The organism is Microbacterium sp. IEGM 1404 (genome assembly GCF_030056775.1).
Classification (GTDB): Bacteria; Actinomycetota; Actinomycetes; order Actinomycetales; family Microbacteriaceae; genus Microbacterium.
The window spans coordinates 14,445-28,333 of the sequence record NZ_JASHKP010000006.1; the positions used below are offsets into that span (position 1 = coordinate 14,445).

Annotated in this window: 14 protein-coding genes and 2 pseudogenes; 8 read left to right on the forward strand and 8 right to left on the reverse strand. The window is 63.7% G+C overall.

Annotated elements, in window-relative coordinates; all coding sequences use genetic code 11:
• Positions 1–336: 336 nt before the first annotated feature.
• The gene (locus QM517_RS17875; RefSeq protein WP_108319511.1) at positions 337–669 is read left to right on the forward strand and encodes a DUF7882 family protein; all 333 of its coding nucleotides are present in this window, start codon (positions 337–339) and stop codon (positions 667–669) included.
• 348 nt (positions 670–1,017) lie between these two features.
• Positions 1,018–1,374, forward strand: coding sequence for a hypothetical protein (locus QM517_RS17880; protein WP_108319509.1), 357 nt, complete (start codon positions 1,018–1,020; stop codon positions 1,372–1,374).
• Here QM517_RS17880 and QM517_RS17885 read toward each other — a convergent pair whose 3' ends face one another.
• A complete protein-coding gene (locus tag QM517_RS17885) occupies positions 1,375–1,839 on the reverse strand; it encodes a MarR family winged helix-turn-helix transcriptional regulator (protein WP_108319507.1) in 465 nt (154 codons plus the stop codon).
• 393 nt (positions 1,840–2,232) lie between these two features.
• On the opposite strand from QM517_RS17885, the gene QM517_RS17890 reads away from it, so the two are divergent.
• Both QM517_RS17890 and QM517_RS17895 read left to right on the forward strand, forming a co-directional pair.
• A complete protein-coding gene (locus tag QM517_RS17890; RefSeq protein ID WP_108319505.1) occupies positions 2,233–2,574 on the forward strand; it encodes a DUF7882 family protein in 342 nt (113 codons plus the stop codon).
• Positions 2,575–2,651: 77 nt separating this feature from the next.
• Positions 2,652–3,029 carry a hypothetical protein gene (locus tag QM517_RS17895; RefSeq protein ID WP_128218973.1) on the forward strand — a complete coding sequence of 126 codons (378 nt, stop codon included), beginning with the start codon at positions 2,652–2,654 and terminating at the stop codon, positions 3,027–3,029.
• Positions 3,030–3,709: 680 nt separating this feature from the next.
• Here the strand turns inward: QM517_RS17895 and QM517_RS17900 are convergent.
• On the reverse strand, positions 3,710–4,180 hold the full coding sequence (locus QM517_RS17900; protein ID WP_108319501.1) for a substrate-binding domain-containing protein: 471 nt from the start codon (positions 4,178–4,180) through the stop codon (positions 3,710–3,712).
• 149 nt (positions 4,181–4,329) lie between these two features.
• A complete protein-coding gene (locus tag QM517_RS17905) occupies positions 4,330–5,463 on the reverse strand; it encodes a YihY/virulence factor BrkB family protein (protein ID WP_108319499.1) in 1,134 nt (377 codons plus the stop codon).
• Positions 5,464–5,964: 501 nt separating this feature from the next.
• Here QM517_RS17905 and QM517_RS17910 point away from each other — a divergent pair.
• Positions 5,965–6,204, forward strand: coding sequence for a CPBP family glutamic-type intramembrane protease (locus QM517_RS17910; RefSeq protein ID WP_164878291.1), 240 nt, complete (start codon positions 5,965–5,967; stop codon positions 6,202–6,204).
• A gap of 164 nt (positions 6,205–6,368) precedes the next feature.
• On the opposite strand, the pseudogene QM517_RS18820 reads toward QM517_RS17910, so the two are convergent.
• A pseudogene (locus tag QM517_RS18820) lies at positions 6,369–7,020 on the reverse strand (DDE-type integrase/transposase/recombinase).
• Positions 7,021–7,032: 12 nt separating this feature from the next.
• A pseudogene (locus QM517_RS18825) lies at positions 7,033–7,281 on the reverse strand (IS3 family transposase); the annotation flags it as partial.
• On the opposite strand from QM517_RS18825, the gene QM517_RS17925 reads away from it, so the two are divergent.
• Positions 7,177–7,638: a hypothetical protein gene (locus QM517_RS17925; protein WP_270354060.1), complete on the forward strand. Its 462-nt coding sequence runs from the start codon at positions 7,177–7,179 to the stop codon at positions 7,636–7,638. The pseudogene QM517_RS18825 and the gene QM517_RS17925 sit on opposite strands and share 105 nt — an antisense overlap.
• A 103-nt stretch (positions 7,639–7,741) precedes the next feature.
• Here the strand turns inward: QM517_RS17925 and QM517_RS17930 are convergent, their stop codons facing one another.
• The 3 genes from QM517_RS17930 to QM517_RS17940 all read right to left on the reverse strand — a co-directional run bounded on the left by QM517_RS17930 (position 7,742) and on the right by QM517_RS17940 (position 12,555).
• Complete coding sequence (locus tag QM517_RS17930; RefSeq protein ID WP_108320570.1) at positions 7,742–8,536, reverse strand: mechanosensitive ion channel family protein; 795 nt, start codon at positions 8,534–8,536, stop codon at positions 7,742–7,744.
• Between the two features lie 443 nt (positions 8,537–8,979).
• The gene (locus QM517_RS17935; protein ID WP_108320571.1) at positions 8,980–11,634 is read right to left on the reverse strand and encodes an excinuclease ABC subunit UvrA; all 2,655 of its coding nucleotides are present in this window, start codon (positions 11,632–11,634) and stop codon (positions 8,980–8,982) included.
• A 96-nt stretch (positions 11,635–11,730) separates the two neighbouring features.
• Positions 11,731–12,555 carry a helix-turn-helix transcriptional regulator gene (locus QM517_RS17940; protein ID WP_270354012.1) on the reverse strand — a complete coding sequence of 275 codons (825 nt, stop codon included), beginning with the start codon at positions 12,553–12,555 and terminating at the stop codon, positions 11,731–11,733.
• A gap of 100 nt (positions 12,556–12,655) precedes the next feature.
• Here QM517_RS17940 and hxlB point away from each other — a divergent pair, with 100 nt between their 5' ends.
• Both hxlB and hxlA read left to right on the forward strand, forming a co-directional pair.
• A complete protein-coding gene (gene hxlB / locus QM517_RS17945; protein WP_108320572.1) occupies positions 12,656–13,234 on the forward strand; it encodes a 6-phospho-3-hexuloisomerase in 579 nt (192 codons plus the stop codon).
• Positions 13,235–13,262: 28 nt separating this feature from the next.
• Complete coding sequence (gene hxlA / locus QM517_RS17950) at positions 13,263–13,886, forward strand: 3-hexulose-6-phosphate synthase (RefSeq protein ID WP_108320573.1); 624 nt, start codon at positions 13,263–13,265, stop codon at positions 13,884–13,886.
• Positions 13,887–13,889 lie beyond the last annotated feature (3 nt).

Below are 13,889 nucleotides of genomic sequence, written 5' to 3' on the forward strand. Positions count from 1 at the left end.
CCTCGGCACCTCACCAGCCCCAGAGCCCATCGTGAATCTACGCACCACGAACGAGCGCACGACCATATCGGCCCGAGTCGCCACCCAAAGCAGCCCCGCCCCCACTATTGCCCGCGACATCGCTGATCATCTGCGATCCGCACACCCCGACAAATCCGCACGCATCACGGTGCAAATCGCGAGCATCACCATCTGAGGAACACCCTCCGCCCGGGGTCCGAACATTTTTGTGACGGAGCAGGCCCTGTCGTGCTCTTCATATGTGAGCGGCACCGCCGTCTCGTGCGACAGGCCCGTCACTCCCTGCGCGCGCCCACCATCCGACTGATAGGGCCCATGGGAAACCTTTACTACAGCAACAGCGACGCCATCATCGACGATCGCCTCCTGCACTACATCCAAGTCATCGCCGCGACCAAGCTCCGCCGCGGCGAGAACTTCACCCTCACCCTGACCCAACGTGCCAACCCCGAACCTCGCATCACAATCTGGATGAACCCCAACATCCCCCTCCGCTTCACCTACACCACACCCGAAGCAACACCCCTCGTAGGCGCATACCTCCAGCAACTCGCCGCCCAAGCAAACAGCACCAGCGGCCTCATAATCGACCTCGACCACTGGACCGAACCCGCCCCCGCTCAGCAAGCACACGCCGCAGCTCGGTGAAGGCCAGCCCCGGCAGGCGCGACTACATGTCCTTCGACAACCGTATTGGAGCGAAACCGATCGGTTTTGCACTGCTGGCACGGTTAGCGTCCGCTGCGCTGGCGGCCTATGGGTAGCGTGCGCAGCCAGTACTCACCGAGCTGGACGGTCACGGCCTTCGTGATCTCGCTGAAGAGTTGTTGTTGGCGGCGCACCTCTGTGACTACCTGCAACAGCGCGCATGTCAGCTCGTGGAGGAATCTTCGAGCTAGCAGCTGTTGCGATTGTACATTGATGGGCGGCGTCCACGATGTCGTACGATCGGCTGGCGGAAGAACGATCCGCCAGGGAGATTGAAGAGGCAGCAGGGTGCCGTTTCGCAGTAAAGACACGCTGAGCGCGTGGCTCGATGAGTTTGCCGCAAGCGGGACTGGCGGAGGCGCTGTCGCGTTCGTTGCCGATCAGGATCCCGTCGATGGCGTCGACAGCGGCCTGGTCATCTTTCCTTTGGCAAACGCAACAACGTCCGTGTACCTGGCACCGATTGCTGTGGGCGTACCTGACTGGCGCGTCACTTTCGAGGCACAGCCTGAGGTGACGGAGCTATCCCCAGACTCCGTTTACGATCTGTGCCGTGAGATCTCCCACGCCGCAGACTTGTGCGCGTTTCTCCAGCGCAAGTCCGTTGAGCATATGGCTCAACTTGCGGCCGAGGCGCAGAGCTAACTAGGCGACGGCCCGGTCGACACGTGCAGCCTCTTCACGCGCGGCCAGCGTGGCGTGGCGAAGGAAGTCGGCGAAATCGGCCTCGACCTTGGGGTCCAGGTGCGCGATGAGCTGGCGGCACGTGGCATCGAACAGCGCCAGTTGTGACCACGGCTCCTTCTCGATGTCGACCGCCAGGTGGATGTGGTTGACGCGGCGGTCCACCTGGTCAGCTTCGCGGCGCAGAATTTCGCGGCGCACGAGCCGTTCGACCATCGTGGTGATGCCGGCAGACGTGACACGCAGATAGCTGGCCAGCTCTGAGGGTCGCGCTCCGGGGTTCTTTGCGAGGTAAGACATGGCGTTGGCCTCGAGCTCGTTGACGCCGAGCTGCTTTCGAGCACGCGCCGCCGCGGCATCACGTTCCTGGGAGTAGAACGTCAGCGCCGCCGAGAGCGGCGATGTGTCGCCTGTTTCTACCGTCATGGACCCGTTCCCTACGTTGCGTATGTCTCGAAGCACTATACCTAACCATCTAACCTTCCGCCGGTGATGATTACGCCTGGTAGTCGTCAGCAGCAGTGACACTCAACTGGATTACCTAACTGTGTTTACAATCTGCTACGTTGATCATCACCGGGGTTGACAGCCCAAGACCTAATGGAAGGAAGGCCGCCATGACTAGCAACGCGTTCGCTTGGGGACAACCTTCACGTCTGCGTCGGCAGACGTTCGTTCCCTCTCGCACCGCTGTCGCGGCCCAACGGTGGTACATCGGCGTGACCGCTGCGGCCGTTGTGGTTTCTGCGACCGCCGTGGGCGTCGTCGCCCCCCTCTTTTTCTGATTCACCCCCGCACCCCTCACCGCAAGGAGTCATCATGGGAAAGCTCTTCTACAGCTCGGACCCCCAGGCCATCGAGATCGACGATCGCCTGCTGCAGTACCTGCAGGTCGTTCTGTCCACCAAACTCCGCCGCAACGAGTCCTTCACCATCACGTGGACGGACACAGAGGCCGCGCACACGCGGACGACGCTGTGGGTGCAGCCTGCAATCTCCATGCGCTTTGAGTATGCCAGCGCCGAGCCGCAACGCCTGTCCGGCGGCTACCTCCGCCAGCTCGCTGACCAGGCTGCGATGTCGTCCGGGCTGATGCTGAATGCCGCCACCTGGCAGCAGCAGGAAGATGCTCACCGCGTGCAGCTCGCCGCCGCGGCGTAACGACACCGCATACTCATAACGGCCCGCCCCTCTGGGGTGGGCCGTTTTCCTTCCCTCGCCGACCTCAAGGACTCGCCATGCCATTCCACAGCAAGAACACCCTCGAGCATTGGGTGGCAGAATTCATCGCCGCCCGCGGCGCCGGCGAGGATGTCCGCGTTGCAATCCAAGAAGGCCACGGGGGCCAGGACACCGGGCTTGTCGTCATGCCCCTGGAGAACGCCCCCAACACCGTCTGGATCGAACCGCGCGAAAACGATGAAGACCTCGCGTGGCACGTACTGATTGAACCTTCCACCGAGGCTCTGGATCTGACCAGCTTCGAACTCAACGCCCTCACTCACGAGCTTCAGGTTGCGGCCGAGCTGTGCGCGTTCTTGCAAGAGAAGTCGCTGGGCCACTTCGAGCCCGATATGGAGCCGAAGGCAGAACCGGAGACGGCTGCCACCGAGTAGGCGCTCACTCCCGCACAACGCTGTGGATGCAGCCGGCCACTCGATTCGATTGATCTGCGCCAGCGCCGAGCCGCAGCATCTGTCCGGCTACCTGCGTTAGCTCGCTGATCAGGCTGGGATGTTGAGCTCGGGGCCTGATGCGCACCCGCGCCTGCACCTAGTGGTCAGAGAGATGCGGCGCAATCCCCGTTCCGCTTCCCCTGCGGGATGCCACGATCTCGCCGTCCGGCACGCAAAGGAGCGGCTTATGTTCGGCGCAAGAGGATCCAACGCACCCACGACGTGGAAACACATCGAGAATGACTTCGTGATGGGCGCCTGTGCCCACCAACTGTTCGGATACATCACCCGAAGCCCCAGCGACGAGTGGACCGCCTTCGACAGCGACTCCCGCCCCATCGGACACTTCACCCCTCTCGACGCCGCGAAAACTGCCCTTTGGACTACACACCAACCAACCCACCACAAGCAATGCACATCTCGCATAAACCGCTGGTGGAACCGTCCGAGCAGGCAAGCACCCACACCCTCGGCGATGGCCTTGTCAGGCGGAGTAAGCCGCTAACGTCCGCCGCCGGCGCGGCAGCCTCCGCCACGACGTGAAGACCCACCGGGCTGGAAGGCGGTACGAAACCCATCGGTTTTGCACCAACAGGATGTACCGTCGGTTGACCTGGCCGTTACCCCGAAGGAGGCGGTGCGGTCGAGGCCCGATACACGAATTCTGTGTCACAGAAGGTTGTGCGGAACTCGTCTTCATCACCGTCGATGCGGCGCAGTAGTTCGGTTGCCGCACTTTGTTTCATCCCCAATACCGGTTGAGAGACGACCGACAGTTCAGGGCTCACGAGCCTGGTCCATTCGAGGTTGTCGAACCACATCAGGGAAACCTCGTCTGGAATGGAGATGCCAAGTGTCTTCAGAGCCCTGAAAGTGGCAACTGTCATGACGCTGTCTGGGGAGAACAATGCCGTCGGCCGGTCGTTTGAGAACTGGGACAGGACGGCCGAGAAGGCGCGATCGGCTGAGTGCCCGTCGCTAGAGAGAGGTTGAGCGGGTCTACCGGGATGCCCGCTTTGCGTAGGGCACGCAGGTACCCAACGATTCTGGCGCCGTTTTGGCGAAGCAGACTGGTATTGATGGAGGGCCATGAGCGAGCGTCGTCCAGCAGCTCCATGAGAAACGAGGCGCGAGCTTCAGATACGAGCGCAATTTTTCGGTGTCCGAGCTCGATTAGGTGCGTCACAGGGCGAGATCGTTTGGCCGGTACCCAAGCGTGTCAGCTGCAGCCGGCGGGGAATCATCGGCGGCGCCGCTGCCACCACTTTCTCCGGGGCTGCGGTTCAGGTGTCGACGGCTTTCGTGGAGAAGGGGCGTCGGAGCTATCGGGTGCTTCAGCGAGGCGGATTTGGCGGCCCTCCTCCACGTCGCTGGACTCTTTCTCATCCTGCTTCTTGCTTTTTCGGGTGTCACGGGCGGGAAGTTGAATGTCCTCTTCGGCGACGATGCCACCTTGCAGCTGGCGGCCGCGTTCCAGTTCGGCGTCGAACTCTGCGCCGAACAGGAGCGCGAGGTTAGCGATCCACAGCCAAAGCAGGAAGATGATGACCCCGGCGAGCGAGCCGTAGGTGCGGTCGTAGTTGGAGAAATTGACCACGTAAAACCCGAAGCCGGCGGTGGCGATGCCAAGGACCACGATGGCGATGGCCGCGCCGAGGCTGATCCACCGGAACCTCGGCTGTTTGGCGTTGGGGGTGGCGTAATACAGCACCGCGACGAGGAACACGATGATGAAAAGCATGATTGGCCACTTGGCGACGTCCCATGCGATCTGCACGCCCCGACCGAGACCGAGAGCGTTACCGATCGCCGTGGTGACATCGCCGGAAAGAACGAGGCCAAGGGCCACGAGGGCGAGCGCGACCACCGCGATGACGGTGACAAGCAGCTGCATTGGACGCAGCTTCCAGAACGGTCGGCCCTCGTCGATTTCGTAGATGCGGTTCATGGCACGGCTGAACGCGCCTACGTACCCGGACGCTGACCACAACGCAAGCGCGATACCGGTGATCAATGCGATACCCGCGCCTCGGGAGGAGGCGATCTGTTCGATCGGTTCGCGGAGGGTGGAGGCGGCGTCGGGGGCGACGTCTTGAATAATGCCGAGAATGGCGGCGGCCGCGGCGTCGCCCTGGCCGACAACACCGAGCACGGAGAAGATCGCGATCAGCGCTGGGAACAGGGCGAGGACGGCGTAGTAGACCAGACCGGCGGCGGCGTCCGTGCATTGGTCAGCAGAGAATTCCCGCACTGTTTTTCGCAGCACATACTTCCACGACCGCTTCGTCAGCTGGGTGGGGGAGTCCGGCTTCTTTGCGGCGTCCGGGTGCGGAGCACCCGTGTTGGTGTTGGTGGCTGCTTTTCGCTTCAGCATGTGATCCCGTGAATCCTGTGAGTGACCGCAACCTGTCTTGGCGCGGACACTTCAGTGTTCAACACCGGGTGCCACGGGTGAGGGGCCTTGCCTGTCGGCAGAGCGCGCCGATATGCACTCCCTTGGCCGCCGGCCGGTGGTGCGAGAGTAACCCGGTCGTGGAGCGCGTCAGTGCAGGACGACGAGTTGCGTCAGGTCGTCAGAGGGCAGGTTGTCGGCAACGGCTGTGACTTGCATGTCTGTCAGATCGATGCGGCCCGAGATGACGGTGAGGAAGGCGGAATCCGCGGCGTCTCAGTCGGTAGCGATCCACAAGAGCGTCGATCGGGGTGCGAGGGTGGTCGCGTCGACAACGTGTTGTCCCCCCTCGACCCATACCTCGGCGACGGCGTGAAAATCCACCGGGTCCAAGCCCGGGTCGTACATGGACACGAGACGTGAACCGATCCCGGTTCTCTGCCGCTCCTATGCGGGCGCCAGCACCGGGCGGGATGGCGTTTCGTGGTTGCCTTCGCGTTCCTGTTCGGGATCGTCGCGGCGCTGTTCATCGACACCACAGGAAGCATCTGGCCAGCGATCATCCTCCACGCCGGCTTCGACACCGTCTGGTTCATCCTCACCCCACGCTCTCCGGTCCTCACCGACCTCGTCAGCATCGCCGTCTGCGCCGCTCTGGCCGTACTGCTGGAAAATCTGCGCAGGCTCGCCTCTGCCGCAGCCACCCCGACACGCAACCGCTGACGCCGGCAAAGTGGCGACCCTTCGACAACAGCATCCCGAAATCGGCGGTCCCCCCTCGAAACTCACATCGCCCGCTCGGAGCCCCGCTGTGTCACCGTCGCGAGGGTCGCCGCCACACGGACAGCGGCGCGGGTTTGCTTCCCGCTGCGAACTGACAATCCGAGTCAGAGCCGCGACTTGAAGCGCCCTGGGTCTGCTGGAGACTCGCGCCATTTGATTCCGACCAGCAGATTGCGGTCGTTGGGGGCAGCATAGAACGCGTTCTCGAACTCGGCGGGCGGGACGTCGCCGAGGTAGCCGTGGAGGCGCTGGGTGTTGTGCCAGTGCACCCATCTGAGGGTCGCGAGCTCGAGGTCCTCGACCGTACGAGACGGGCGGGGCCGCGGACAAGTTCGGTCTTTTAGTAGCCGTTCGCAGTCTCGGCTAGGGCGTTGTCATACGCGTCGCAGATCGATCCGATGGACGCGGCGAAGCCTTCCGGCGCGAGCGTCTCGCGAACGACACTCTCGTAGATTGCGAGCCCGCGTCGCTGTGATGTATTAGACCGTCCACGGCCGGGTGACCGGCAAGGTCGCGTCGCCACAAGCCCATTCGCAGCGCAGTGTTACCGGCGGGGTCGTCTTCACGGTTGCGGCGTGCCAGCCCACGATCGCGCGAGTAGCAGTCGATCATGAACGACACGTAAGCGAACCCCGCCCACGTCGTGACATAAGTGAAATCCGTGGACCAGCGGCGGTTCGGCGCCTCGGCGGTGAAGTCCCGATCGAGCAGATCCGGGGCACGATCGGCATGACGATCCGGGATCGTGGTCCGCACCCGCCGCCCCCGGACCAGACTGGTCAGCCCGAGATCGCGCATCAGCCGGTCCACCTGCCGCTTGGATACCACCAGGCCGCTGCGCCGCAGGTGAGCGGTCATCTTCCGCCGCCCATATAACCCTTCCGTGTGCCCGCTGTGGACAGGAGCGCGTCGATGACCACCGCGTCCGCGCGCGCCCGCGCACTGGGTTCGGCCCGTTTCCAGGCCCGATGGGTCCGCGCGGCGACCTGCACGCCCCGCTCCCGCAGGACCTGGCAGACTGACTCGACCGCGCGGTTCTTGGTTCGCTGCTCGTCGATGAACGCGACGATCAACGCCGACGGGGGTCGAGACCCCCGGCAGGCAGTCGACACGTATCGCGCATTCAGCAGCTTCCTGCTCGGCCAATTGCGTCTTGAGCCCGCCGTCCGCGGTGCAGAAATAGGCCCCGCCGAGGAGCCGCTCGACGAGGACGACCCCCCTGCGCCCGAAGGCGATGTGCAGTCGGGCCACCTCGAGCACGCGCCCGAGGTGGCCCGACTGTGCGGACTCCTCAGCGAGGATCGCGTAGACAAAGAATTCGAAGTTTCGCTCGAGTCGCTTTTGGAGCGCCTGGATCGCGCTTACTCCCAGTGACCGGCCCCGCGTGGAGCGTCCATTGGGGCGCGTTACCGAGGCGCAAAATGCTGAGCGGGCCAGCCCGGCACGCCGGACCGACCCGCCCAGCAGGAGGGAAATGTCAGATCTGCGGCGGCTGCGCGGGGCGCTGCGGCGGCTGGGCGGAACGCCGCTGCGAGCTAACGGCATCTTGTACCTGCTGCCCGGCCTGCTTGGCCTGGTCCGCGACGGAGGGGGCGTTGCGAGCCTCCTGCTGAATCTTCGGGGCTTCCTCCTCCGCCTTGGTCAGCAGGGCCTCCCAGCGCTGCTGCATCGGCCTGATGAGGCCACCGCCGGCGCCGACGATGATGACACCGGCGATGATCGCGAGAACAGTGACGAGGATGGGCGTGGTGACGGTCGTTGCTACCTCAATCTGGTTCAGCGCCGCCGTCACACCCAGGAACAGGATGAACACGGCGACGATGTTGCCGAGGATTTTGCCGTAGGACAGTCCGCTCAGGGTGTTCTGGATGAGGCCCTTGGCGCCGGCGGCGATCGCCGAGGCGATGACGACGATGATGATGGCGACGATGATCTTCGGCAGGAACGAGATAATTCCGGCGAGCAGGTCACTGACGGGGTTCGGTCCGAACACACCGAAGGCGAACTGCAAAACGAACAGCACCAGCGCGTAGTAGACGATCTTGGCGACGATGTCGGATGCGTCGAGTTTCGACTTTGCGAGGGCCTTCTTCACGCCACCACGCTCGACGAGACGATCGAAGCCGACCTTCTCGAGCAGCTTCTCCAGAGCCTTGGAGATGAGTTTGGCGACGATGAGCCCCACGATGAGGATGACGAGGAACAGCAAGGCCAGGGGCACGAACGAGATGACCGCGGCCAATCCGTTCTGCAGAACAGCGGGGAAATCCATGAGAGAACCCTTTCGTGAAGAGGCGAAGACGCCCAGGGGGATGAGTATCGCCCTCATAGGGCGCTTACGACGTAAGACTGGCAGTGAGGTTGAGGGTCTCCCGAACGGATGCGCATCGCACGCCGTTGTGGTAAATGGCCAGAGGAGGGCATCCAGCACATGGGGGTGGGGCGAGCACCGATTCGGGTGCTTGGCAATTCGTGTGCCCATCCAACGAATAGGTGTGTGGTCAGAACTCCTAACCGGAAGGCGCTGACATGTCGACTCGCAACACCTCGGCCGAAGCATCCACGACCTGGGACTCGCCGCGTGGCTTGGAGGAACACTCATGGGAGCGGTCGGCCTAAACGGCGGCACCTCCGGCGCAGCTAACCCCGCGGAGCGGCTGAAGCTTTCCTCCGCGGGGTGGGCGCGGTGCGGTTGTCAAGCGTCGGCTCTTCTGCTCAGGTAGCCGCAACGACCAGTTTGATCGCCGCAGCAAGGTATTCCGCGGACGCGCCGACGCCGTTCTCGGCAACTTGTGCAGGAGTTCCAGCGGCGACGACTGCGCCGCCATCATCGCCGGCGCCGGGTCCGAGGTCGATGACGTAGTCGGCTGCTGCCACCACCCGCATGTCGAGTTCCACCGCGACGACGGTGTTTCCTGCGTCGACGAGAGTTTGCAGATGCGTCACGAGCCGGTCAGCGTCAGCGCAGTGCAGGCCCGAAGTTGGTTCGTCGAGAACATACAAGGTGTCCCCTCGTTGTGCGCGCTGTAGCTCGCTTGCGAGCTTCACGCGTTGTGCCTCACCTCCAGAGAGCTCGGTTGCCGGTTGTCCGAGTCGCAAGTATCCGAGACCCACGTCTGACAGTGCAGCTAGTGAGCGGGTGATGTCGTCTTCCCCGTCAAAGAACGGGTGGGCTTCCTCAACGCTCATCGCAAGCACGTCAGCGATGGTGCGCTCCCGCCAAGTGATCTCAAGGGTCGAGGCTTTGTACCGGGTCCCGTGACAATCGGGGCATTCGGTGTACACGGATGGGAGGAAGAGTAGCTCGACCATCACGGACCCTTCGCCCTCACAGGTGGGGCAGCGGCCGCCGGAGACATTGAAGGAGAAACGGCCGGGCTTGTACCCACGCGAGCGAGCCTCGGGCGTCTCAGCGAAGCGTCTACGGACGTGGTCGAACAAGCCCGTATATGTTGCAACGTTCGATCGGGGGGTTCGGCCGATGGGTCGTTGATCGATGTTGACAACCCGCCGGACCCCCTCGAGAGAGCCGTCGAGGACACCGTCGAGCCGCTCTGGGGTATCGGCAAGGAGCAGCTCGTCGCCGGTCGGTTCGTCCTCCACCGGAATGCTCTGACCGAGGCGATCACCGACGAGAGCCGGGAGGGCCTGGCTAACCAAGCTCGACTTGCCGGAACCCGAGACTCCGGTAACCGCGGTGAAAACACCCATGGGAATGTCGATGGAGACGCCGTGCAGGTTGTTACGAGTCACGTCTTTCAAGTGGAGCCACCCGCGCGGGTCGCGAGGGGTGTGCGGGGGCAGTCCACTGCCACCGAATAGGTAGCCGCGTGTCACTGAGTCCTTGACGTCGGCAAGCCCATCGGTAGGACCGCTGTAGAGAACGCGGCCGCCATGCTCGCCCGCGCCGGGGCCGATGTCCACGAGCCAGTCCGCGTGCCGCATGACATCGACGGAGTGTTCGACGACGAACAGGCTGTTTCCGCTTCTCTTGAGCCCGTCGAGGATCTTCAAGAGCGCTGTCACGTCTTGTGGGTGAAGGCCTGCGGATGGTTCATCGAGGACATAGACGACGCCGAACAGGTCGGAGCTGAGCTGTGTGGCGAGCCTGATTCGTTGCAACTCGCCACCCGACAGGGTCGGGGTGGTTCGACTTAACGACAGATACCCGAGGCCAAGATCGGTCAGTGGGCGGAGTCGCTCGATCAGCCCGGAAGCGAGCCTGGACGCAGCGGCGCGCTTCTCCGGCGAACGGTTTGCGGTGCGGCGCACATCGGATGCGGCGGCGTGCGCGGACCCTCCGGCGGCGATGCGCTGCTCCGTGGCTGCGCGACGGGAATTGGCATGAAGCACAGCACCATTCGGAACGGTCTCGGCCTGTTGCGCTCCCGCAACAACGTCGGAGAGCATGTCAGCAAGCTCTCGAAGCGGCAACTGCGAGAACTCCGCGATGTCCAGGCCCTCGAACGTGACCGAGAGCGCTTCAGGCTTCAGCCGCTTCCCGTGACAAACCGGGCATAGGGCAGCGTCGAGGTACTGCGCGACGCGGCGCTTCATCGACGCGCTCTTCGAGTTCGCGAATGTGTCCAACACATACCGGCGGGCTCCGACGAAGGTGCCCGAATAGCTCGGCTCGACCCCGGCCTTGGTCGCGGCGCGAGCCTCAGCAAGCGTCAACCGGGAGTGGACCGGAACGAACGGGGTCTCATCCGTGTAAAGGATCCAGTCCCGGTCTTTTCGTGGCAGATCTTTCCATGGCACGTCAACGTCATAGCCGAGGGCCACTAACACGTCGCGGAGCTGGTGTCCGTGCCATGCCGTCGGCCAGGACGCGATCGCGCGCTCCCGGATCGTGAGCGACGGATCCGGCACCATCCGCTCCTCGGGCACCGCGTAGACACGACCAATGCCGTGACACTCCGGGCAGGCCCCCTGCACCGTGTTCGCAGAAAAATCCTCCGCGTAGAGCATCGGCTGCCCATCCGGATAGTCCCCGGCGCGGGAGTACAGCATCCGCACGAGACTGGACACCGTGGTGATGCTTCCCACCGTGGACCGGGCACTGCGTCCTCCACGCTGCTGCTGCAACGCCACGGCCGGCGGCATCCCGGTGATGGAGTCCACATCGGGAACGCCCGCCTGATCGATCAGACGGCGAGCGTACGGCGCCACCGACTCCAGATACCGTCGCTGCGACTCCGCGTACAGCGTCCCAAACGCCAACGATGACTTCCCGGAACCCGACACACCCGTGAACACCACTAGCGAATCCCGCGGAACGGAGAGGTCCACATTCCGCAGGTTGTGCTCCCGAGCACCCGAGACCCGAACCAGCGCGTCGGCGGCGGGTGAAGAATCAGACGAAGTCATGACCGGATCGTACTGACCTGTGAGCAGCTTTGCTGTGTGTCGTCGTTTTCGCTCCGATCGGTGTCGGGTTAGACCACGGGTGACCGCTGGTGGGAATCATCTCGACGTTGCAATAAGCTGCGCCCGATTGCGCGCGCCGATCTTCCGGAGAAGGTTCGACACATGGAACTTCACCGTGTTGACGGAGATGAGGAGCTCTTCCGCGATTTCGGCATTGCGCGCTCCCGATACGAGAAGCCGTAACACATCTCGTTCGCGTATGGAGAGTTGTGAGAATTCCGGAAGTGGCCCGGGTTCCGCCGGCGGATCGAGGGGAAGCCGGATGTCGACTGAGGACCCCCAGCCGGGTGTTGAGGAGACCGCAATCGCGCCGTCGAGGGCTGTGACGCGTTCGACGATTGGGCGGATCGAGTCGTCGTGTGCGGAAAGTTCGCCGGCCCCGTCATCTCGGATGCTGATCAGGAGATTTAGGCCGTCGCAGTCCCACTGGATGCGCACCCGCCGAGCCTGGCTGCGATCCGCGAGTGCGAGCACCGAGCTGCGGACGATGGCGCGCGCCGCGTGCGCGACCTCTCCTGGGAGTGCCCGACCGGTCGCGGGCGGCTCAACGAACTGCACGTCGAGATCGCCGAACCGGACGAGTGGGAGGAGGTCGCTCTGCAGTCGGGCGAACGCACCGACGACGGGTTCGAGGATGCTGCTGCGTTCCTGATCGGTAACAGCGCGCAGCCCGATTAAGGCGCTCGTTGCCGCCTCGATCGCCATGTTGCGTGCTGCGCGGTCATCGAGGCGGGGCGATCGCAGAAGCGCGAGCATAGATTCAAGCGTGATCGCCTGCCGGTCAGCATGCTCGGCGACGATTCGGGCGTGGTCGGCGACATGCTGACGTGACGCGGGCGACGACAGTTCGGTAAAGTCCACGGTGACAACCTATCCACTCAGGTAGGCCCATGCCTACGGGTAGGTGGACCTGCTCCTTTGCGGGGGAGCCAACGTGGCTGACGGCCGTGATGATAGGGCGATGGATGTCCTCGAAACCGGTGTGGGTAACTCGCTCAGCCGCATCGCCCGCGAACTCGAACTCGCCACAGACAGACTGATCGCTCGCGACCGGGCGGGATTGGCGGAGCTCGCGGATATCGTCGGCGCTGCTCCGCGAGTCTTCGTGCTGGGTGCAGGCCGATCGGGGCTCGCGCTGCGAATGACCGCGATGCGACTCATGCATCTTGGTCTAGCCGTCCACGTCGTCGGGGAGGTCACCGCTCCTGCGATCGAACCAGGTGACTTGCTCCTCGCTGCCAGCGGTTCCGGAACGACGGGCGGCATCGTGCGCGCGGCACAGACTGCCGTCGATGCTGGCGCCCGGGTGGCGGCTATTACAACAGTCCCCGACTCTCCGCTCGCAACGCTGGCAGCCGTCACGGTAGTCGTGCCGGCAGCAGACAAGCTTGATCGCTCTGGAGCGGCATCTGAGCAGTATGCGGGCAGTCTCTTCGAGCAATTGGTCGTTGTCCTCGGCGACGCGCTTTTCCACACACTCTGGCGCCGCTCCGGCTTGACCGCTGATGAGCTCTGGCCTCGCCACGCAAATCTCGAATGACTCAAACCACTGCACGAAAGGAATCCAAATGAAACTGCAGTTTGCCATGGACACCCTCTCCACCGAGGCCGCCCTCGAACTCGCTGCTGCCGCCGCGCCGCACGTCGACATCCTCGAGCTCGGTACCCCGCTTATCAAGAGTGCTGGCCTTTCGGCGATCACCGCGATCAAGAAGGCCCACCCCGACAAGGTCGTCTTCGCCGACCTCAAGACGATGGATGCCGGCGAGCTCGAGGCTGACATTGCCTTCACTGCGGGTGCCGATCTCGTGACGGTCCTCGGTAGTGCCGGTGACAGCACGATCGCCGGTGCCGTGAAGGCGGCGAAGAAGCACGGTAAGGGCGTTGTCGTCGATCTCATCGGCGTCAGCGACAAGGCGCAGCGTGCGAAAGAGGTCGTTGCACTTGGAGCAGAGTTCGTCGAAATGCACGCAGGCCTCGACGAGCAGGCCGAAGAGGGCTTCACCTTTGCCACCCTGCTCGAGGACGGCAAAGCTTCGGGCGTGCCGTTCTCAGTCGCAGGCGGCATCAATAGCTCGACGATCGCTTCGGTGCAGGAATCTGGTGCGCAGGTGGCTGTGGCGGGAGGCGCGATCTACGGCGCTCCCGATGTCGGTGCTGCCGCCGCGGAACTCCGCGCAGCCATCGTCTGACGA

Coding starts and splice junctions, on each gene's coding strand:
- QM517_RS17875 (WP_108319511.1), top strand. CDS start 337: ATGGGAAACCTTTACTACAGCAACAGCGACGCCATCATCGACGATCGC.
- QM517_RS17885 (WP_108319507.1), bottom strand. CDS start 1,839: ATGACGGTAGAAACAGGCGACACATCGCCGCTCTCGGCGGCGCTGACG.
- QM517_RS17890 (WP_108319505.1), top strand. CDS start 2,233: ATGGGAAAGCTCTTCTACAGCTCGGACCCCCAGGCCATCGAGATCGAC.
- QM517_RS17895 (WP_128218973.1), top strand. CDS start 2,652: ATGCCATTCCACAGCAAGAACACCCTCGAGCATTGGGTGGCAGAATTC.
- QM517_RS17900 (WP_108319501.1), bottom strand. CDS start 4,180: ATGGCCCTCCATCAATACCAGTCTGCTTCGCCAAAACGGCGCCAGAAT.
- QM517_RS17905 (WP_108319499.1), bottom strand. CDS start 5,463: ATGCTGAAGCGAAAAGCAGCCACCAACACCAACACGGGTGCTCCGCAC.
- QM517_RS17925 (WP_270354060.1), top strand. CDS start 7,177: ATGACCACCGCGTCCGCGCGCGCCCGCGCACTGGGTTCGGCCCGTTTC.
- QM517_RS17930 (WP_108320570.1), bottom strand. CDS start 8,536: ATGGATTTCCCCGCTGTTCTGCAGAACGGATTGGCCGCGGTCATCTCG.
- QM517_RS17935 (WP_108320571.1), bottom strand. CDS start 11,634: ATGACTTCGTCTGATTCTTCACCCGCCGCCGACGCGCTGGTTCGGGTC.
- hxlB (WP_108320572.1), top strand. CDS start 12,656: ATGGATGTCCTCGAAACCGGTGTGGGTAACTCGCTCAGCCGCATCGCC.
- hxlA (WP_108320573.1), top strand. CDS start 13,263: ATGAAACTGCAGTTTGCCATGGACACCCTCTCCACCGAGGCCGCCCTC.